Source organism: Psychromonas arctica, from assembly GCF_038155225.1.
GTDB lineage: Bacteria > Pseudomonadota > Gammaproteobacteria > Enterobacterales > Psychromonadaceae > Psychromonas > Psychromonas arctica_B.
Genome location: NZ_JBAKBA010000009.1, coordinates 52,115 through 74,400, shown reverse-complemented (window position 1 = coordinate 74,400; position 22,286 = coordinate 52,115). Strand labels below are relative to the sequence as shown.

Below are 22,286 nucleotides of genomic sequence, written 5' to 3'. Positions count from 1 at the left end.
TAATATTGAGCGGATAACTCCGCTCTTTTAAAATCTTGTTGGTTATTCGTTTGTATTCATTAATTTTTTAATCACATTCATTTGGAATTGTGCAGCCGTGGCCTGTTTCAGGTAAGTATGGAGAAATCACTTTAGGGTATATCCATGCCCCAAAACATGCACCGAAGATTGGCGCTAATATTGGAACAATAAAGTAAGGAATTTCTTTTGCACCTGTTAAGGCAAAGTCCCATCCTGCTAGATAAGCAAATAATTTAGGACCAAAGTCACGCGCTGGGTTCATTGCAAAGCCGGTTAGTGGGCCTAATGAACCACCGATCACTGCGATTAAGACACCGATTAAAATTGGATTTAATGCGCCGCGTGGAGCACCATTATTTTCATCACCAAGTGCTAAAATCACAAACATCAATACTGCTGTAATAACAAATTCTACTGAAAAGGCACCAAGCATTGATATCGATGGGTGAGGGTAAGTTGAGAATATACCCGCAGTTGATAAAGCAGCTTCACTACTACGTAAAAAACCATGTGCTATTTCGTAATCAGTAAATAAGTTACTGTAAAGTGCGTAAATTAAGGCTGCTGAGCAGAATGCACCTAGCAGTTGCGATATAATATAAGGCAATACTTTTTCTTTACCAAAACCATGAAATAAAGCTAACGCAATCGTTACTGCTGGATTAATGTGCGCGCCAGAAACACCTGCAGTACAGTAAATAGCAATCGCGACTCCCATTCCCCACATGATGCTAATTTCCCACTGTCCAAAACTTGCACCTGCTAATACCAATGCAGCGACACACCCAACACCAAAAAATATTAATAGGGCCGTGCCTATAAATTCTGCGATGCATTTACCGAGTAACGAATGTTGTTTATTCATCTCTATTCCCTTTCATTGTATAAATATTTAAGTTCGATTTGATGTGCACAAAGATACTTATCATTAACAATTTAGCTACATAAAAGGTTTTATTTTGAGTGTTCGGTCATATTTTGTATTTAATCGAGCATTTGTGGTGTTTTTTATTCGATTTCGAATATTTTGTAAAATGTAAAGAATAAATATTTATTAAGTGCTAACAGCTCTAATTTTTGCTCTGTTATTTGTTAAAAGTGCTATCTAAATAAGGTAGGAAAAAGAATGGTCGGATATGAAGGGAGGATAAAGTTTATTTATTCATTGAATTAAATTATTAGTATAGAACGATGAACATTTATCGATGGAATAAATGTTCATATACGCCTATTACGTTTCTAAATTAACAAAAACGAAGATTATTTTATTCATTGTTGAATTAGATTCTCGTCATAGGGAGTATCTTAAGGCACCTAACATTGGCCATCGTAAGGGATTTTTGCAGTGATGGTTTGACCATTCTCGCCGGGGAAATTTATGAACATGGCTTTTAATAGTTCATTGAAGACTCCTGCAACAACATCACATTCACCAACGCTTTTTACTCTAGATTCATATACTTTTTTAGCGTTATCCTCTGATCCACTTTTTAATGATGCTGCTTCTACGATATCCAGAGCAAGAGCGCGGTTATAAGTGGTGATTGAACTCGTTGAAGTACCTACCACTCTACGGTGATAACGTGGCATTGAGTAACGGTGTTTAGGGTTGGCTAACCTACCACCATGAAGTGCATTTGGTGAACTGAATATAGGTGTGGAAATAATTGAGGTTTCACCCTCATCGATACCATAAGCAACAATAGCAATGTATTCTGCAGTGTTAGAGTTTGCTGCAATGGAGTAACCTGATAAGCGTAACTTCTCTTCTATTTTTTGCTTATAGTGAGCAAATTCTAATGAATGACTGTTTTCAATATCTGCTGGGATAACTGCAATATTGCCAGAGCTTGTAAATTCTGGTGTATAAAAAGTAGTGGTGGTGGTATTGATTTTAATCATGCTACAAGCGGTGATAAACGTAACGAATAAAAAAAGAATACTTAATTTTAAATGTTTCATGTTAAATCCTTATTGTGCCATTAAGTTAAATTTAATCGATAAAAATTTGAATAAATAGTAGTCTTATTTAGCGAATTAAGTTATTTGTGAATCACCCATAATCAGTTCTACGTTTACTATTTATTTTTATGCGGCTGTTTTTCATGATTATTTTTATTGGTTTGAAATATGAAAATGCTATTTATTATGATTGGTATTACATAAGGTTGTTTCATATTTATAACATAAAGTATTAAGGAGTAGGCGTTCTATAAAATGGAAATGGTCACTTACTATTCGAATCTAAGCGTGATTAGTTGAAATGAGTTTGCCCAGTAAACATCATGCTTATTAAGCCTTCTCGTAGAGCACCATTAGAGCGTTGCATTGCATTGATATTTAACGACTCGAAAATAGCAATTAAAATAGCTAAACCACTGGCAAAGACAGGGACTCGAGATTCTTCTAACCCAATAATATTAAGTGTTTTAATTGACTGGCATTGAATGCATTGTTGTTTGATTTGTTGTAACAATTCAATGGATAAATGATGGCTTAATTGTTGTGCTTGATTAATTTCATTGACGGCTTGAATCGTACCTGATGCCCCCAAAGTTAGTTCCCAATCAAAGCTAACATATTGAGCTTTAACGGTTGAAATGACTTGTCTTGCGGCATTAACTGCATTGTTGAAGTTATATTCATTAAGTAGGTCATCGGCAAAATAATGACTTAGCCAAGTCACACAACCTATGTTTAAACTATTCGCCACATGGACTTTGTTACCTTGCCCTAAAACCAATTCAGTACTTGCCCCACCAATGTCTAATACTAATAATTCCTTATCTGTATTTTCGGTAAAAGAAACGCCTTTAAAAATAGTCTCTGCTTCTTGAATACCTGAAATAAGATTGATTGGATGTTGTAGTATTTTTTCAGCTTTATTCAAAAATTGCTGATTATTGACGGCAATCCGTAATGCTGCGGTCGCGGTAATTAGGATACAAATGGGTTGGATTTGATCTAGCAACAATCTAAAGCTTTCTAAGCAAGCCCAGCCTTTTTCCATTGTTGCTTGATCGAGTTGTTTATCACCATTTAAGCCAGCGGCTAAGCGTACTTTCTGCTTATGCTTTGAGACAACGTTAAAACCATTCCCTTGCTTAACGACTGTCAGCATATGGAAGCTATTAGAGCCTAAATCAATAATGGTATAACGCGCTGCTGTCATATTATCTTTTATGTGACCTATGGTAATTATCTTTACGAGTATTGTTCGAATGCACTTTATATTTAGTGACTTTCATTACTGGTAAAGAATCTAATAAAGAATCTTTATCGTATTCGCTAACCGGGATGTTATGTTTAATATACTCTTCAATCCCTGGTAAATTAAACACATATTTTTCACAAGCCAAACTAATTGCTAATCCTTTCTCACCAGCACGGCCTGTTCGGCCAATTCGATGTACATAATCTTCGCAATCATCTGGTAAATCAAAATTGAATACGTGTGATACTTTTGGAATATGTAAACCACGTGCTGCTACATCGGTTGCGATTAAGATATCGATTTCACCTTGAGTGAATTGCTCTAGGATATGTTCACGTTTTTTCTGTGGAACATCACCCGTTAGCAAGCCTGCACGATGACCGTCACCAGCTAAATAACCCCATACTTTTTCACAAGCATGTTTAGTATTAGCAAATACAATGGCTTTCTCTGGCCATTCATCTTCCATCAGACTCAGTAATAACAACATTTTATCTTCGTTCGAAGGATAAAAAAGCTCTTCGGTAATATTGGCTGAAGTCATTACTTCAGGTTCAATTTGCACATGCTCTGGGCTATTCATATGTTCAAATGCAAGTTCTTGTACTTTATGTGACAAGGTTGCAGAGAATAATAAATTCAAACGTTGGTCAGCAGCAGGCATACGACGGAATAAGTAACGGATATCTTTAATAAAGCCTAAATCGAACATACGATCCGCTTCGTCTAAGACAACACTTTGTATTGAATCTAAATTAATGACACCTTGTTTAACGAAGTCGATAATACGCCCCGTGGTACCAATTAATATATCAACACCTTTTTCTAGTTTATTTTGTTGAATTTCAACTTTCTCGCCCCCATATGCTAAACCAAGGCGCAAAGATGTTGATTTCGAAAGAGTGATGGCATCTTTATGTATTTGAATCGCAAGTTCACGTGTAGGTGCTAAAATAATAGCTCTAGGCTGATTCTTACGACGATTTTCAGGTACATCGTTAGTTAATAGGTGATGGAAAACGGCAGGTAAAAATGCCAAAGTCTTGCCTGTACCCGTTTGAGCTTGGCCTGCAATATCTTTACCTTGTAAGGTAATTGGCAGCGACAAAGCTTGAATCGGCGTACAGTATTCAAAACCTATAGCAGTTAAACCTGAAAGTAGACTTGGCTCTAGAGGCAAGTCTGAAAATTTTGTTTGAGTTAGGTGTGTTTTATTCATTTGCAGAGCATAGCAGTTTATACTTGCAATAAATATTGAGATCGATTCAAATATCAAAAAATATATTTTACCAGTGAGCATGTTATAATAACTTTCTACTAGTAAATCTTTTCTGGAGATAAAAATGAGCGAAAATATCGTAACTTTAAGTGATGCAAGTTTTGACACTGATGTCGTAAATGCAGCTGGTCCTGTTTTAGTGGACTTTTGGGCTGAATGGTGTGGTCCTTGTAAAATGATTGCACCCATTTTAAGCGAAATCGCTGTTGAATATGCAGGTAAAGTAACTGTTGGTAAGTTAAATATCGATCAAAACAGTGAAACACCACCAAAATTTGGTATTCGTGGTATCCCAACTTTATTATTATTTAAAGATGGAAAAGTTGCAGCAACTAAAGTCGGCGCACTTTCTAAATCACAACTTACAGAGTTTTTAGACGCTAACGTTTAAATATTCTACTCAGAATGAGGTTAAGTTAATCTAGCTTAATCTTCATTCTGGACAGTTCCAATTATTAATGCTACCTTTACGCTCAAATTATGAGCAATTCATATTTAAGCTATTCAAACACACGTTATCTACCCATTTAATCCATATTAAAACATCAAAAGAATTATGAATCTAACCGAATTAAAAAATACTCCCGTTCCTGAGCTTGTTGAGCTTGGAAGTTCTATGGGGCTTGAAAATTTAGCCCGCCTTAGAAAACAAGATATTATCTTCGCAATATTAAAAGCCCATGCTAAAAGTGGTGCTGATATTTTCGGTGCTGGTGTTTTAGAAATTTTACAAGATGGCTTTGGCTTCTTACGTAGCTCTGATAGCTCTTATTTAGCTGGCCCAGATGATATCTATATTTCCCCTAGTCAAATTCGTCGTTTCAATTTACGAACTGGTGACAGTGTTGAAGGTAAAATAAGACCGCCTAAAGAAGGTGAACGTTATTTTGCATTGCTGAAAATTATGCAAGTCAATTTCGACAAACCAGAAAGCTCCCGCAACAAAATCTTATTTGAAAACTTAACGCCTATCCATCCTGATGAGCGTTTTCGTTTAGAGAATGGTAGTGGTAGTACTGAAGATATTACGGCACGTATTTTAGATTTAGTTTCTCCGATTGGTAAAGGCCAACGTGGATTGATAGTTGCACCGCCAAAAGCCGGTAAAACTATGCTATTGCAGAATCTCGCGCAAAGTATTTCAATTAATTACCCTGATGCTGAACTGATTGTTTTATTAATCGATGAGCGTCCGGAAGAAGTAACAGAAATGCGTCGCTTAGTACGTGGTGAAGTAGTGGCATCAACCTTTGATGAGCCTGCTAGCCGACATGTACAAGTAGCTGAAATGGTTATCGAAAAAGCAAAACGTCTTGTAGAGCATAAAAAAGACGTGGTTATTTTACTTGATTCAATCACACGTTTAGCCCGTGCTTACAACACCGTTATTCCAAGTTCAGGTAAAGTACTAACAGGTGGTGTTGATGCCAATGCATTACATCGTCCTAAACGTTTCTTTGGTGCTGCACGTAATGTAGAAGAAGGTGGTAGTTTAACTATCCTTGCTACTGCACTTATCGATACGGGTTCTAAAATGGATGAAGTTATCTATGAAGAATTTAAAGGTACAGGTAACTCTGAGATTCATCTAAATCGTAAATTAGCTGAAAAACGTGTTTATCCTGCGATCGATATTACTCGTTCAGGTACACGTCGTGAAGAATTACTGACGAAAGCTGATGAATTACAACGTATGTGGATTCTACGTAAGATTGTTCATCCAATGGGTGAAATCGGCGCAACAGAATTCATGATCGATAAGTTAGGTTTAAGCAAAACTAACGATAGCTTCTTCGATGCAATGAAAAACCAAAAATCAAAATAATTAATTTTGATTTATTGGAAAATAACGCTACTTAGGTAGCGTTTTTTTTACTTTAAATTTTGTCTTGAGCATAAGTGATATAACACTTGATAAGCTATTAAGTAGAATTACTATTATTCTTTCATTCAATCAAGACATAATTAATTTTAATCAGTAAACTTGATCAGTTATTGGCTCTCTTTCGTATTGATTTTAGATAGTTAATCGAGATTAATAAGTTGTAACCGTTCAATATAATAAGCAGGTGAATATGAAGTTTGATGATTTGCGTGATTTTTTAAATCAGCTAGAAGAAAAAGGGCTATTAAAGCGTATTAGCCAAGAAATAGACCCGAACTTAGAAATGACTGAAATATCCGATCGTACGCTACGTGCTGGCGGACCTGCCTTGTTATTTGAAAACCCTAAAGGTTACGACACGCCTGTTTTAACTAATCTTTTCGGCACCACTGAACGTGTTGCATTAGCAATGGGCAAAAAGAAAGTCAAAGAGTTACGTGAAGTAGGTGAATGGCTTGCTTATTTAAAAGAGCCTGAGCCGCCTAAAGGTCTTAAGGCGATGTGGGAAAAGTTGCCTATCTTCAAGCAAGTGTTAAATATGCCAACCAAAAAGGTAAGTTCACCTGCTTGCCAAGAAGTTGTGATGGAAGGTGACGACGTTGATTTAACTAAGTTACCTATTATGAAATGTTGGCCTGGTGATGTAGCGCCGTTAATTACGTGGGGGCTAACTATTACGAGAGGTCCTTATAAAAAACGCCAAAACCTCGGTATTTACCGTCAACAGTTGATCTCTAAAAATAAAATTATCATGCGTTGGCTATCACATCGCGGTGGTGCGATTGATTTTCGTGAGTGGCAAGAAGCAAATCCAGGTAAACCATTTCCTGTCAGTGTCGCGTTAGGTGCCGATCCAGCGACTATTTTAGGTGCGGTAACACCTGTGCCAGATACTTTGTCAGAATATGCTTTTGCAGGCCTATTACGTGGCTCTCGTACTAAAGTAGCAACCTGTTTAAGTAATGATTTAGATGTTCCGGCTACGGCTGAAATGATTTTAGAAGGTTACTTGATGCCTGGTGAAGAAGCACCAGAAGGACCTTATGGTGACCATACTGGTTATTATAATGAAGTTGATGATTTTCAAGTGATGACAGTAACGCATGTTACGACAAGAAAAGATCCTATTTATCATAGTACTTATACTGGGCGTCCACCTGATGAACCAGCGATTCTTGGTGTGGCATTAAATGAAGTCTTTGTCCCTATTATTAAAAAACAATTTCCTGAAATCGTTGATTTCTATTTACCGCCTGAAGGTTGTTCATACCGCATGGCCGTTGTATCAATGAAGAAAAGTTATCCGGGGCATGCGAAAAGGGTGATGTTAGGTATTTGGTCTTTCTTACGTCAGTTTATGTACACTAAATTTATTATCGTATGTGATGATGACGTTAATGTTCGTGATTGGAATGATGTTATGTGGGCTGTTACAACGCGAATGGATCCAAGCCGTGATACGACATTAATTGATAATACACCTATCGATTATCTAGACTTTGCTTCACCTGTTTCAGGTTTAGGTTCAAAAATGGGCCTAGATGCTACCAATAAATGGCCTGGAGAAACAACGCGTGAGTGGGGTACACCTATTGTCATGGATGAAAAAGTAAAAGAAAAAATAGATGGCCTTTGGAATGAGTTAGATATTTTGTCATAATATAAAGAGATTGAATTGGTTATCCTTAACCATTCTATCCTACTGTAAGTCATATTTTTCGCCAAAAAATAAAGAGAAAAGAATGTCACAAATTACTTGTAATGTAGCGTCAATTGAAAAATTAAATGCGTTTTTGTACCGTATATTTTTAGCCCCAACCAGTGTTGTTTCTTTTAAAGCTGGACAGTATGTATCAGTGATCATGGGTGAAGGAGATAAACGTCATTTTTCGATTGCGAATACACCTTCAAGTGATTTAATTGAATTGCATATCGGTGCGACTGAAGATAATAAATATGCAATGCAAGTAGTTGAAAAAATGCAATCAGGCGAACCATTAGAAGTTGAAATTGCTAACGGTGCTGCTTATTTACGTGAGTCTTCAACTCGTCCAATTATTTTAATGGCAGGTGGAACGGGTTTCTCTTATGTAAAATCAATATTGGAGCAAATTGTTGAGTCTGAATTAAAGAACCCAGTTTACCTTTACTGGGGAGTTAAGGAGTACTCACACTTTTACTTTGAAGAGCAAGCTATCAACTGGTCTACTGAGCACCATAATATCCATTTTCATCCCGTTGTTGAATTGCCTGAAGCATTTTGGCAAGGTAAAAAAGGTTACGTTCATCAGGCTGTATTAGATGAATTTAATGACTTATCTGAATTTGATATTTATATCGTAGGTCGCTTTGAAATGGCAAAAATTGCCCGTGAAGATTTCATTAAACAAGGTGCTTTAATCGACAATATTTATGGCGATGCGTTTGCATTTATTTAATCTTGATTAAATAATAGTCCTGAATATTAAAGTGTATTTGCGCTATATTTTTGAGACTAAATATACTCTTCGTAAGCTTTTAACTTGGGAAGAGTAAAATGTATTAATAGGTGATGATATTCAATTTACTGAATTTTTGGTTTTGAATAAAAATAGTTTGAGTGTTGCTTAAAAAATAATCAATATTTACCTTAATGTATTCAAACAATGCACGCCTTAAGCGTTAATCTAACTGGTACAGGTAGCATATTCGGTCAAATCTCCTCGCCGTCATAGCTAAAAGCATGTAAAATATGTCATCCATTTTATAGAGAATTAAAACATGCCAAGTAACATTGATAAATTTAGTGATATTCGCCCTTATAATGATGAAGAGATACAGCCTGCTATCAAACGCGTCATTAATAGCGAAGAGTTTATCGATGCAATATTAAGTTTTCGTTTTTCTAAACTATCCAAGCTTTTAGGTTTTGTACTTAAACCGTTAATTCGTCGTTATTTTTTATATAAATGGGGCAATATTAATAGCATCGATAAAATGCAGAAAGTAATGGGTCATTATGTTCAACAGATGATCGACTCTACCACTACTAAATTCACTTATTCAGGCTTAGAAAACCTAGATCCTAACCAAAGCTATTTGTACGTTTCAAATCACCGTGATATTGCTATGGATCCCTCTTTTGTCAACTGGGCTTTATATTCAGAGAATTTTAAAACGGTTCGTATTGCAATTGGTGATAACTTACTGAGTAAACCTTTTGTTTCTGACTTAATGCGTATGAATAAAAGTTTTATCGTTAAACGTTCAGTCACTGGTGTTCGTGAGATGATGAAATCGTTATTGCATTTATCTGATTATATTTGTAGCTCATTAAAAGAAGACAGTAGTATTTGGATTGCACAAAAAGAAGGGCGTGCAAAAGACGGTTTTGATAAAACAGATCCTGCGATTATCAAAATGTTTTATGTGAACGGTAAAAAGCAAAAAATCCCATTTACAGAATATATCAAATCATTGAATATTGTTCCCGTTGCTGTTTCTTATGAGCTTGACCCATGTGATCAACAAAAAGCGCGTGAGCTATATGAAAAAGCAGAGTTTGGAGAATATAAAAAATCTGAATTTGAAGATATTGAAAGTATTGTCAGTGGGATTATCGGTAAAAAAGGCCATGTACATGTTGCATTTGGTCAACCGTTAAATTGTGCCTTTGAAAATGCGGATCAAGTTGCCGAAGAGATTGACGCTCAAATTTACCAAAATTATTTTCTACACCCTTCTAATTTAATCGCTGCTGAACAAGATGTAGATAATATACCAGCCCAAGATATCGAAGCATTTAAAGCACGTATTCAAGCGATTAAGCCTGAATTACAAGATACGGTATTAAAAATGTACGCTAACCCTGTTGGCCATTACACAAGTTAAAATGAACTAAACTAGGCACTTCCTATATTTGTTATGCACATTCAATAATTAATTGGATGTGCTTTTTTCGTTTTATTTTTGTTTTTATCTTATTGAAAAATAAAGTGAAATTATAGTTTATTGTTCTGACTCAAATTTTAAGTAAATTCATTAACAGAGTTATCCACAGATAACTCTACATTGAAAGTGAATGACCACTTACCTTTTGCCTCACTCTATATTTGGGGTTCATAACTGTTCTTCTAAATTTTAATGGTTTTTATATCAGGCCTGTAAATCTGTTCTTTCTACTTCAATTCGACAATATAACAAAACGTGATCACAATTTTATGGCGTGTAGGTATACTATGTACCAATTTTATCTGATTGGTAGTTAATCTATGGCTGTAGTTCCTGAAAATCCTTTTGTGCTTGTTGATGGTTCCTCGTATTTATACCGTGCTTTTTTCTCTCCTCCACATTTAACTAATTCTGCGGGTGAAGCTACAGGAGCAGTTTACGGTGTAGTCAATATGCTACAAAGCTTGTTAAAGCAATTTAGCCCTACACATATCGTCGTTGTTTTTGATGCGAAAGGAAAAACCTTCCGTGATGATATGTATGGTGAATATAAAGCTAATCGCCCTAGCATGCCTGATGATTTGCGCAGTCAAATTGAGCCTTTACACGCCGTTATAAAAGCAATGGGCTTGCCTATTTTAACAATCCCAGGCGTAGAAGCAGATGATGTAATTGGTACGTTAGCGTTACAAGCTAGCAAAATGGGGATTAAGACCCTGATCAGTACTGGTGATAAAGATATGGCTCAATTAGTTGATGAGCATACATTTTTGATTAATACCATGACCAACACTATTTTAGATGTTGAGGGTGTTAAAGAGAAATTTGGTATTCCACCTGAAATGATCATCGATTATTTAGCATTAATGGGCGATAAGGTTGATAACATTCCTGGTGTACCAGGTGTGGGTGAAAAGACGGCATTAGCGATGTTACAAGGTTTAGGTAACATGGATCATATCTATGAAAACTTAGATAAATTAGCTGTACTAGGATTCCGTGGTAGTAAAACTATGGCCGTTAAAATGAAAGATAATGAAGCCATGGCACGTTTATCTTACTTATTAGCAACCATTAAGTTAGATGTTGAATTAGAACAAGGTTATGAAGATTTCAAACCTTCTCCGCAAGATACAGATGAGTTAATCAAACTGTTTGGGAAATTAGAGTTTAAGCGTTGGTTAGCATCATTATTAGCGGGTGATAATTTAGTAGCAAAAGCTTCTTCATCACAAGAAGGGCAATTCGTTGCACCTATAGAAGCAGTTAAATCGATGGTTGATCGTGAAAGCTACACAACGATTTATACAAAAGGTCAATTGTTACAGTGGATTAAAAAATTAAAGCAAGCAGACGTTTTTGCTTTTGATACTGAGACAACTAGCTTAGATTATATGAAAGCTAAAATTGTAGGACTTTCATTTGCTATTCAAACCAATGTCGGGGAAGAAGCCGCACCTATTATTGAAGCTGCATACTTACCGTTAACACATGATTATATAGATGCGCCTACACAATTAGATCTTACTGAAACACTTGAGTTGCTAACGCCTTTATTGACTTCGGATGAACATAAAAAAGTAGGGCAAAACCTTAAATACGATCGCAGTGTATTATTGAATCATGGTATTACATTAGGCGGTATTGCTTTTGATACGATGCTGGAATCCTATGTCTTAGATAGTACAGGTAAACATGACATGGATACCTTGTCATTAAAATATTTAGGCCATAAATGCATCAGCTTTGAAGATATTGCAGGTAAAGGTAAAAAACAACTTACTTTTAATCAAATAGCAATTAAAGAAGCGGCTCCTTATGCTGCAGAAGATGCAGATATCACTTTACGTTTACATCTTGAGTTACAAACTCGCTTAAAAGAAATACCTGAGTTATTGAAAGTATTAGATGAAATAGAAATGCCGTTATTAACTGTCTTATCTGAGATAGAAAGAGGTGGTGTAGAAATTGACAGTAAGTTACTGGGTATACAAAGTGTTGAAATTGCAAAACGTCTATTAGAGTTAGAGGAATTAGCTTATGAAGAAGCTGGCAAACCTTTTAATCTAAGTTCACCTAAACAGTTACAGACTATTTTATTTGAAGAATTAAATATTCCAGCCATTAAAAAAACACCTAAAGGAGCACCTTCTACAGCAGAAGAAGTGCTTCAAGAGTTAGCGTTAACTTATTCATTACCTAAGTTGATTATTGAGCATCGTGGTTTAAGTAAATTGAAATCAACTTATACTGATAAATTGCCATTAATGGTCAATGAAGAAACTGGCAGAGTTCATACATCATACCACCAAGCAGTAACGGTAACTGGGCGTCTATCATCGAGCGATCCAAATTTACAAAATATTCCAATCCGTAGTGCAGAAGGTCGTCGTATTCGCCAAGCGTTTATTGCAAAACCTGGATATAAAATAGTCGCTGCCGATTACAGCCAAATTGAATTACGTATTATGGCTCATTTATCTCAAGACGAAGGCTTATTAACGGCTTTCTCAACGGGTAAAGATATTCATAAAGCAACTGCTGCAGAGGTTTTCTCTGTTGGACTTGATGAAGTGACTGTTGATCAACGTCGAAGTGCTAAGGCGATTAACTTTGGTTTAATCTATGGCATGAGCGCATTCGGTTTAGCAAAACAATTAAACATTGATCGCCAAGAAGCACAAACTTACATGGATCGTTACTTTAGTCGCTACCCAGCGGTATTAACTTACATGGAAGATACGCGTTTATTAGCGAATGAAAAAGCCTATGTAGAGACTATCTTTGGACGTCGACTACAGTTACCGAATATCAATGCTAAAAACGGTATGTTGAAAAAAGCGGCAGAACGCGCTGCTATCAATGCACCAATGCAAGGTACTGCTGCAGATATCATTAAAAAAGCGATGATCGATATGGCGGCTTGGGTGAAACAACAGCCACAAGGTAGCGTTCAAATACTCATGCAAGTACACGATGAATTAGTCTTTGCGATTAAAGAAGAATGCGTCGAAGAGTATACAAAAGAGATCCAAAAAATTATGGCGAATGCCGCCGATTTAGATGTGCCATTAATTGCTGACGCAGACGTTGGTAATAATTGGGATGAAGCGCATTAAATTAGTTATTTATTTGTTGTATAATTTTTGAACTAAATGAAATATCAATCGACTAACTACTTGAAGATATAGATATTTCATGATCTCTTCCCTGTTCCCTCAATATATCCGTATATTGGGGGTTTTTTTTATCTATTTTTAAATATCTTAGATTACTCGTTTATAAAATTATTCAGTGAAGCAAATTTCAATGTAAGCATTACCTTGCTCTGATTGGAAAGGCATTAAAACTTTACTGGCTTTAATTTGATGTGTAATCGAGTGAGCGTCACCTGTTACAACAATAGGAATAGCCATATTAAAGTCATAGCCCTTTTCACTTAATTGTTGTTTTGCGCCTCCTGCGACCATATTGGTTATTTCACCAACCATATCGATAATTTCTTCAGAAATATTATCAACTGATTCACCTAGCATGTTATGAAATACACTTAGTGCGAGTTTTTTTTCAAAGCTAATTGAGAATGAACCTGAAACGGTTGGGCCGACCATGCCAATTAACCCTGAAACATCACCACGAGCTACTGAGTCCTTTTTTAAACTAGCTTGACCAGCTTTAACTTCGGTCATGGCCATTGTTTGTAAAACATGAATAAATGAAGATAAAAAAGGATTTACAAATGCTACATTCATAGTTTGATTACTACTTTTTGGCTAATTAATGAAATTTATTTAATCATTGATTATAAAGACATTCGTTACAAACTCCATGTGCTTCTAACACTTTATTGGTAATTTTGAATCCAAATTGTGAAGCTTTCGTTGAAAATGCCTCATCAATAATAGGATCACTCAGTTCAATCACTTGTTTACACTTCTCACAAATTAATAACTGCATTGGGTGTTCGCAGCCTAAGTGGCAACACATTAAGTAGGCATTCAGTGATTCTATGCGGTGAATAAAGTGATTATCTAATAAAAAATCTAATGCACGATATATAGTAGGTGGCTTCGCTTTACTATCAAATTTCTGTAATTGCTCTAATAGCTCATAAGCAGTAATAGCATCTTTATGCTCCGCCATTAAAGTAAATACCTGCTGGCGAACGGCTGTAAAGCGTACATTATTTGACTTACAAATTTCGATTGCTTGAGCGAGTAATGGATGAGGCATAGTGACAACTTCTATCAGTAAAAGAGACGTTATAATATCATAGAGGTAGCAGATTAAAGAGAGCAATTATTGTTGGGAGTAACAGACTTAATATTTTCATTCGTTCTTGTTAATAACTCTCTTTTCTCGATGACTCTCTTTTACAAATAGTCGCCTTTACAAACTGAGTTGGCTTTATTCATTTTGGTTGTACTGATTAGCTTAGATAAATACTATATCTCAATACTAAACATCATTTATTCGATGTATTTTGGCTAATAATAGGATTTTGATAAGTCACTGAACGTTTTATAGTTTGAGAGGGCGTTTCACCAAATAAATACTTATATTGTGCATTGAATGTGCCTATATGAAAAAAACCAAAATCAAGGGCAAGGTCTGCAATGCCAAGTTCATTATCCGCGTTTAATAAAAGTCTTCTTATTTCATTAAGACGACAGTCTCTTATGTATTGAATAGGCGACATGCCAAAACCTTGTTCAAAGCAATATTGTAGTGCTCGTCTACTGACATTGGTTATTTGGCATAGTTCAGTAATAGTAAGAGGGTAGCTATTTGTTTCTTTAATGTAATGAGTAATATCAGAAATCACTCTTTGAGTGGTTTGTTGTGTTACTTTTACCTCATTAAAACCATATTCTGTTTGTGTTAATAAATCTGCTACTTTAGACGTAATAAGTGGCGTTAACCTGGATAATCGAGCAGGGTTCTCATCGCCGAAAATACTATCACTTCCCATAGGTGAGTTATTATTATTCAATAATAAACTAATCAATTTCGCTAGTTCATAACTCACATAATGATTAGGGCGTGAAGCCTGCATAGTATGACTTTGGTTTTGCCATAGATCATTATCTCCTCCAATCATCTCTTCACTGAGACTATTTTTATTGATCACTAGTCCGTAAATATGAAAGTCTGGTGGTGTTATCAGCTCAAATTCAATACCTGAAGGACGTGTCATTAATTGCCCTCCAATAATCTCACTGTTATTTATTTTGGGTCTTTGTGGTTGTAACGAAAAACCAAGCCATAAGTTATCGTGCTTAACACAACATTGTTGTTGTAATGTGCGATTAGTGAACTCTTCAAAGAAGTGAATCCCCCCTAACTTTAATTCATCTAAATAACCGCTGAATGTACCGCTACTGTGTTGGTTATAGCGTTGTTCCCATTGTATTAAGCTTTCTGCTTGTTGATTAACATCAAAAGTAAATGATTTGCACCTCTCTAGTGCAGAGGCGGTACTACCTTGGTGCTGCTTTATAAAACCCATTTTTCCGCCTTTTATCATTTATGCCTCAATTTGAGGCGACTTTTATTTAACTTGTTGTTTTAAATAGTTATTTAATTTTGCGCAATAGCGTTATTCAGTTGGAACGATCCTCGCAGTTTACGGTGTAATTAGTCTGCAAAGTTTGCGCCGAATTTAATGTTTTGAGGTACTTAACATGTCCAATTATCGCTATCAGCTAGGTAGCCATCTTTATCGATTTGATAATCTTGCCGATTTGATGGCAAAAGCATCACCTATGAGATCAGGTGATCAACTAGCCGGTGTTGCAGCTCTTTCATCAGAGCAACGTGCAGTAGCACAAATGTTATTGGCAGAATTACCGTTAAAAACGTTTCTCGAAGAAACACTTATCCCTTATGAAAAAGATGAAATAACACGTCTTATTATTGATGAACACGATGCAGCAGCATTTTCGGAAATTTCTCATTTAACCGTTGGCGACTTCCGTAATTGGTTATTACAAGAAACAACAACTGAAGTTGATTTCAAACGTATTCGCGCAGGTATTACACCTGAAATGGTGGCTGCAGTGAGTAAAATAATGCGCAACCAAGACCTTATTTTGGTCGCTAAAAAGTGCAATATTATTACTCAATTTCGCAATACGATTGGCCTACCAGGACACTTATCGACACGTTTACAACCTAATCACCCAACAGACGATGTCAACGGTATTGCAGCAACCATTTTTGATGGTTTGATGTACGGTAATGGTGATGCTGTATTAGGTATTAACCCAGCAACGGATAGTGTTTCACAAGCAGTGAAATTAATGAAGCTAATGGATGATGTTATCCAACATTATGAAATCCCAACGCAGTCTTGTGTATTAACTCACGTGACAAACACCATTGAAGCGATAGAGCTGGGTGCCCCCGTGGATCTTGTTTTTCAATCAATTGGTGGCACAGAAGCGACCAACCAAGGTTTTGGTGTAAATCTAAACATCTTAAATGAAGCTCATCAAGCCGCATTAGAATTAAAACGCGGAACGGTCGGCAATAACGTGATGTACTTTGAAACTGGCCAAGGTAGCGCACTTTCTGCTAACGGTCATCACGGTGTAGATCAACAAACATGTGAAACTCGTGCTTACGCGGTAGCTCGTAAATTTAAACCATTATTAGTTAATACAGTGGTTGGCTTTATTGGTCCTGAGTATCTCTTTGATGGCAAACAAATCATTCGTGCCGGTTTAGAAGACCATTTTTGTGGGAAGCTACTTGGTTTACCGATGGGCTGTGATATTTGTTATACCAACCATGCTTATGCCGATCAGAATGATATGGATAACTTACTGACACTGCTAGGTGTTGCGGAGTGTTCATTTATCATGGGAATTCCTGGTTCCGATGACATCATGCTTAATTACCAAACGACTTCATTTCATGATGCACTTTATGCTCGTCAGGTATTAGGACTTCGTCCTGCACCTGAATTTGATCAGTGGCTTAAAAAAATGCAAATCGCACCCGCTGATAACCTTACTCAATTAAGTAACACATTGCCTGATCGCTTTGCTCATCCATTAAACATGATCAAGGAGCTTTCATGAGTGATATTAAACCTAATGACTCAAAAATAGTACATAAAGACCCGTGGGAAAAGTTACGTCAGTTTACTGATGCTCGTATTGGATTAGGCCGTGTTGGCACGAGTCTTCCAACATCAGAACTACTACGTTTTCAGCTTTCTCATGCGCAAGCTATTGATGCAGTTCATGTACCACTCGATGTCGATAAATTATGTGAACAATTTGAACAGTCCGAAATATTAAAACCTTATTTACCAATACAAAAGCTTCATAGCAAAGCGCGCGACCGTATGGAATATCTACAACGTCCCGATTTAGGGCGCCAATTGGATGAACAATCTATTTCTTCTTTACAACCAGCAACAGGTGCCCGCTACGATTTAGTGTTTGTGCTTGCTGACGGTTTATCTTCTTACGCTATTAGCCACCATGCCAAAAATTTTATAGAACTATTTATTAGTCGTCTCAATGAAGAGCCCAACAAAAAATTAAATATCGCACCTATCTGTGTGGTTCAACAAGGCCGAGTTGCAGTGGGAGACGATGTTTGTGAAGCCTTGAATGCTAAACAAGTTGTACTCCTGATTGGTGAGCGACCAGGGTTAAGTTCGCCTGACAGTATGGGAATGTATCTAACATGGAATGCTAAACGCGGTATTGAAGATTCATTACGCAATTGCATTTCAAATATTCGCCCTGAAGGCTTGAAGTATCAAGCTGCGGTACATAAAGGACATTATTTATTAACTGAATCCCATCGTCTTGAGCTAACAGGGGTGAATTTAAAAGATCGTTCTGAAGATTCATTGATTGATACCGATGATACACAACAATTTTGCTTAACGGTTTAAGCCGTTATTGCTTCATATATAACAATTAATTTTAACTATCTAACCAAAATAAAAAAGGAAGTATTATGTCTAATAACGAAGAGTATCTTGCTCAAAGACAATTAAAGAAGGGAGCAGCAGGTTGGATCTTGCTTGCAGGCTTAGGGATCTCATATGTTATTTCTGGTGATTTCGCAGGATGGAACTTTGGTATTGCTCAAGCAGGTTGGGGTGGTTTTGTTATTGCTGCAGTACTGATGGGCATTATGTACTTAACATTGGTGTTATCACTTGCTGAAATGTCAGCTGCGATCCCTGCTGCTGGTGGTGGTTATAGTTTTGCGCGTCAAGCAATGGGGCCTGCGGGTGGTTATCTCACAGGTTTAGCGGTATTGATTGAATATACGCTTGCACCTGCTGCCATTGTTATTTTCATTGGTTCTTCTGTTAATGAACTACTAGGGCTTGATGGTCCGCTTGTTTATGCTGCTTTTTATCTTATCTTTGTCGGTATCCATATCTTTGGTGCGGGTGAAGCATTAAAAGTGATGATGGTGATCAGCGCGTTAGCGGTATTAGCAATCATAGCAACAGGTATTGTTTTATTACCTGAGTTCAATGTAGATAATCTATTTGATATCGTACCTTCAGCTGGTGGTACAGAGTTCTTGCCAATGGGGTATTACGGTGTTTGGGCTGCGTTACCTTTTGCAATGTGGTTATTTCTTGCTGTTGAAGGTGTACCGCTTGCTGCGGAAGAAGCAAAAGATCCAGCGAAAGATGTGCCTAAAGGTATTATTGCTGCGATGATCTTCTTATTATTCACTGCAATCCTTGTTGTTGTATTAGTGGCAGGTGCTGCTGGTGCACAAGTAACTGCAGGTAGTGCTGTACCGTTAGTTGATGCATTAAAAATGACAGGTAACCCAAATATTGCCACTATGGTTAATGTATTAGGTTTAGCTGGATTAGTAGCGTCATTTTTCTCTATTATCTATGGGTATAGCCGCTTAGTATTTGCATTATCTCGTGCAGGTTACTTGCCACAAAAATTATCTTTGACGAGCAAACGTAAAGTGCCAGTACGTGCATTGATCGTTCCTGGCGTATTAGGTTTCCTATTATCACTTACGGGTGAAGGAGATCTAATGTTATCAATGGCGGTTGTTGGTGCAACAGTGTCATACGCAATGATGTCTGGTAGCCATATATTATTACGTATTAAACAACCTAACCTTAACCGTCCATACAAAACTCCAGGCGGTGTGGTGACTTCTGGTATTTCATTCGTATTGTCTTTAATCGCACTAACGGGTGTTTATGCTTACGATGTAAGAGCTTTCTACTTTACATTGGTGCTATTTGTTATTGGCATGCTTTATTACGCTTTAATTGGTAGAAATAACCTAGTGGCTTCATCTGCTGAAGAAGAGTTTGCTATGTTATCTCGCGCTGAAGATGAGCTCGTTACTAATTAATATTTAACAGATAAATTATCATCTAGTAAAAACCTGCCTGAATAAGGTAGGTTTTAACTTTATACCGATTATATTAAATATGTTATCTACATTTTGAGCTGAAAAAACAGCTCAATTCAAGGCGTAATTGAGCCTTTCGAAGATTAACTTCGTTAATCGTCTATCGGAGAATTAACCAAAAGAGGTTAATTCTTTAATGACAGTCCCTTTTACGAAATTTACAACGAGGAAATGAGCTGTTTTCACAAGTAAAATAGATAAGCTGTTTATTGTGATTGGTATTATTAACAACGTTTTTTAACTCTCTGAATTTATTGCTAAATATCTACTCTTCGCTTTAATACCTACTTCTACTAATCAATACGTCATGTGTGAACTATGATCGAACTTTATATTTTTTAATCATTTTTAGGTAATATATGACGATTAAATGATCTATATTATGTTTTTTACCGTATTATCCGCTTCCTTTTTGAGCATATTAATTAAGTGTGCATTTTTGTATTGAATATTCAAAGGTGAATAATGAATAAAGTAAATAAAGCGTTTTCGAGTATCCTGGTATTATTATTTGTTGAGTCAATCGGACTCGCTTTTATTTATGGGACTTTTTCGGAAGCGATATTAATAGGTTTGCCTGCCATGTTAGTTCCGTTATGGCTGTTGCAAAGTGCACCTAATGCAACATTAACAAAACATGCTTCTGCATTAGCAGCGATGATCTTCGCTTGTTTACATATACACCAAATGAATGGATTGATAGAAGTCCATTTTGAAATATTTATATTAATGGCCATTCTAATTATTTTTAGCGACTGGAAAGTGTTTATTTCAGCGACTTTATTAATTGCAGTGCACCATCTCTCTTTTTACTTTTTACAAGTAAGTGGCTCTGGTGTTTATATATTTGATTTAGATCGATTATTTTTCTCGACCGTTATTATTCATGCTGTTTACGCTGTTGTAGAAGCTATTATTGCTGGATATATTGCAAAAATATTATACGACGATAGCCAAGTAGGAAAAGAATTAGCGCGAGTAACAAAAATATTAACTGAAAATGAAAACTTACTTGACTTAAAAGTACGAGCTAATGCTAATAACAATATTGTATTGAAAGGGTTCAATGAGCTTTTAACGGTACTTGATAATGTAGTTACGGGTGTTAAGAATCAAACGAATGATTTCATCGTTAATTCTAATAATCTCATTTCAGCTAAGACTGAGCTTGAAGTTTCAGCTAATCACAGACAAGCAGAAACTGAAAATATTGCCTCATCGGTGGAAGAAATGGCAGTGACTGTTGCTTCAATAGCAAGGGACACTAATGAGTTAAGTAATCAGATGAAAGATGCAACGTCCTCAACACAAAAAGCGAATGACTATATTGATGAAATAAATATTCAAAATGCCGAGCTTACAGGGATATTAAATAAAACCAGTGTTGAAATAACTGCTTTAGCTAATGCAAGTGATGTAATTACTAAGGTTTTATCTGAGATTACTAGTATTGCCGATCAAACTAATTTATTAGCACTTAATGCTGCCATTGAAGCTGCTAGAGCAGGTGAACAAGGGCGTGGATTTGCCGTAGTTGCAGATGAAGTTAGAGCGCTTGCAAACCGAACTAAAGATAGTACACAACGAGTTAATGAAACCTTAGTAGAACTTGCTAACCATTCACAATCATCTACTCAATCTATGGTTCAATGCATTGATGCTGTCGATGTTGTTATTTCTGTAGCAGGACAAGCTAATAAAGAAATCATTAATGCTTCTTCATTAGTTTCATTATCTAATGATATAGCTCATTCGGTTGCTGCGGCTGTTGAAGAACAATCTATAGCGACCAATGATATTGCACAAAGCACAGAGAAAGTGAGTTCACTAAGCAGAGATGATACTAAAAAAGTAGATATGTTAGCGCAAGAAGCCGATAACATATCTCATTCAGTTACATTATTAGAAGCAAGCATTGCAAGATTCAAATAGTAAAATCACGCATTTTCACTATATGGTTTTTATTGTATGGCTTGTTTTTACTGTCGTGACGGCTATTTATTTTATTAGTAGTCGTTTAGTCAGTTACGATCCAGAAGAAAAGCTAACAGGTCAAAATAGTGTTTTTGTGATGCAGGAGTTGAGAAAAATAGTGCAACTTAACAATGTCGATCTAAGTGATACGATCATTCATTTCACTAGTGACCATTGTTCTTGTACACAATATTCTGAAGCACATAAAAAAGATATTAATGAACAAGCGGGGTTAACGGGTTTTAAGATTATTAACGTTAACTTACCTGCAAAACTATCAACTATTATCCCTTCGACACCTTCCATAATGATTGTGAGTGATACACAAGATTTACTCTATTTGGGCCCTTATTCAATTGGTCTAGCTTGTACTGAGTCTAATGGTTACGTTGAAACAGTGATGAACAATTATGGCAAAGGTTATCGTTCGGATTTAATCTTAAGTGACGCATCGGGTTGTTATTGTAACTTGTGATGGTATTTGAAATGTTCTAGAAGCGAAGAAGTGAAAAAGCCTCAATTTTATTAAAATTGAGGCTTTTATTTATTAT

The 22,286-nt window shown here is 36.2% G+C and carries 18 protein-coding genes; 11 read left to right on the top strand and 7 right to left on the bottom strand.

Annotated elements, in window-relative coordinates:
* Positions 1-67: 67 nt before the first annotated feature.
* The 4 genes from V6255_RS05705 to rhlB all read right to left on the bottom strand — a co-directional run bounded on the left by V6255_RS05705 (position 68) and on the right by rhlB (position 4,454).
* Positions 68-892 carry an MIP/aquaporin family protein gene (locus tag V6255_RS05705; RefSeq protein WP_341627305.1) on the bottom strand — a complete coding sequence of 275 codons (825 nt, stop codon included), beginning with the start codon at positions 890-892 and terminating at the stop codon, positions 68-70.
* Between the two features lie 443 nt (positions 893-1,335).
* Positions 1,336-1,983, bottom strand: coding sequence for a hypothetical protein (locus tag V6255_RS05700; protein WP_341627277.1), 648 nt, complete (start codon positions 1,981-1,983; stop codon positions 1,336-1,338).
* Positions 1,984-2,275: 292 nt separating this feature from the next.
* On the bottom strand, positions 2,276-3,193 hold the full coding sequence (locus tag V6255_RS05695) for a guanosine pentaphosphatase (RefSeq protein WP_341627276.1): 918 nt from the start codon (positions 3,191-3,193) through the stop codon (positions 2,276-2,278).
* Between the two features lies 1 nt (position 3,194).
* Complete coding sequence (rhlB, locus tag V6255_RS05690) at positions 3,195-4,454, bottom strand: ATP-dependent RNA helicase RhlB (protein ID WP_341627275.1); 1,260 nt, start codon at positions 4,452-4,454, stop codon at positions 3,195-3,197.
* Positions 4,455-4,578: 124 nt separating this feature from the next.
* Here rhlB and trxA point away from each other — a divergent pair, with 124 nt between their 5' ends.
* The 6 genes from trxA (at position 4,579) to polA (ending at position 13,448) form a co-directional block, all read left to right on the top strand.
* Positions 4,579-4,905: a thioredoxin TrxA gene (gene trxA, locus V6255_RS05685; RefSeq protein WP_341627274.1), complete on the top strand. Its 327-nt coding sequence runs from the start codon at positions 4,579-4,581 to the stop codon at positions 4,903-4,905.
* 165 nt (positions 4,906-5,070) lie between these two features.
* Positions 5,071-6,339: a transcription termination factor Rho gene (gene rho, locus V6255_RS05680; protein ID WP_341627273.1), complete on the top strand. Its 1,269-nt coding sequence runs from the start codon at positions 5,071-5,073 to the stop codon at positions 6,337-6,339.
* A gap of 250 nt (positions 6,340-6,589) precedes the next feature.
* Positions 6,590-8,059, top strand: a complete 1,470-nt coding sequence (gene ubiD, locus V6255_RS05675) for a 4-hydroxy-3-polyprenylbenzoate decarboxylase (protein WP_341627272.1) — start codon at positions 6,590-6,592, stop codon at positions 8,057-8,059.
* An 82-nt stretch (positions 8,060-8,141) separates the two neighbouring features.
* Positions 8,142-8,837 carry an NAD(P)H-flavin reductase gene (gene fre, locus V6255_RS05670; RefSeq protein ID WP_341627271.1) on the top strand — a complete coding sequence of 232 codons (696 nt, stop codon included), beginning with the start codon at positions 8,142-8,144 and terminating at the stop codon, positions 8,835-8,837.
* 322 nt (positions 8,838-9,159) lie between these two features.
* Positions 9,160-10,269, top strand: coding sequence for a 1-acyl-sn-glycerol-3-phosphate acyltransferase (locus V6255_RS05665; RefSeq protein ID WP_341627270.1), 1,110 nt, complete (start codon positions 9,160-9,162; stop codon positions 10,267-10,269).
* 380 nt (positions 10,270-10,649) lie between these two features.
* Positions 10,650-13,448: a DNA polymerase I gene (gene polA, locus V6255_RS05660; RefSeq protein WP_341627269.1), complete on the top strand. Its 2,799-nt coding sequence runs from the start codon at positions 10,650-10,652 to the stop codon at positions 13,446-13,448.
* 168 nt (positions 13,449-13,616) lie between these two features.
* On the opposite strand, the gene V6255_RS05655 is transcribed toward polA, so the two are convergent.
* From V6255_RS05655 to V6255_RS05645, 3 genes are all read right to left on the bottom strand, one after another.
* Complete coding sequence (locus tag V6255_RS05655) at positions 13,617-14,081, bottom strand: chemotaxis protein CheX (RefSeq protein ID WP_341627268.1); 465 nt, start codon at positions 14,079-14,081, stop codon at positions 13,617-13,619.
* A 43-nt stretch (positions 14,082-14,124) separates the two neighbouring features.
* Positions 14,125-14,562, bottom strand: a complete 438-nt coding sequence (locus V6255_RS05650) for a transcriptional repressor (RefSeq protein WP_341627267.1) — start codon at positions 14,560-14,562, stop codon at positions 14,125-14,127.
* A gap of 232 nt (positions 14,563-14,794) precedes the next feature.
* Positions 14,795-15,838, bottom strand: coding sequence for a helix-turn-helix domain-containing protein (locus V6255_RS05645; RefSeq protein ID WP_341627266.1), 1,044 nt, complete (start codon positions 15,836-15,838; stop codon positions 14,795-14,797).
* 175 nt (positions 15,839-16,013) lie between these two features.
* Between V6255_RS05645 and V6255_RS05640 the strand changes: the two genes are divergently transcribed.
* From V6255_RS05640 to V6255_RS05620, 5 genes are all read left to right on the top strand, one after another.
* Complete coding sequence (locus tag V6255_RS05640) at positions 16,014-17,414, top strand: ethanolamine ammonia-lyase subunit EutB (RefSeq protein WP_341627265.1); 1,401 nt, start codon at positions 16,014-16,016, stop codon at positions 17,412-17,414.
* A complete protein-coding gene (gene eutC, locus V6255_RS05635) occupies positions 17,411-18,244 on the top strand; it encodes an ethanolamine ammonia-lyase subunit EutC (protein ID WP_341627264.1) in 834 nt (277 codons plus the stop codon). Before V6255_RS05640 ends, eutC begins: the two co-directional genes overlap by 4 nt.
* 65 nt (positions 18,245-18,309) lie before the next feature.
* Entirely contained in the window at positions 18,310-19,701 is a 1,392-nt protein-coding gene (gene eat / locus V6255_RS05630; RefSeq protein WP_341627263.1) for an ethanolamine permease, read from the top strand.
* A gap of 525 nt (positions 19,702-20,226) precedes the next feature.
* Complete coding sequence (locus tag V6255_RS05625) at positions 20,227-21,693, top strand: methyl-accepting chemotaxis protein (RefSeq protein WP_341627262.1); 1,467 nt, start codon at positions 20,227-20,229, stop codon at positions 21,691-21,693.
* Entirely contained in the window at positions 21,677-22,210 is a 534-nt protein-coding gene (locus V6255_RS05620; RefSeq protein ID WP_341627261.1) for a DUF6436 domain-containing protein, read from the top strand. Before V6255_RS05625 ends, V6255_RS05620 begins: the two co-directional genes overlap by 17 nt.
* The last annotated feature ends 76 nt before the right edge of the window (positions 22,211-22,286 follow it).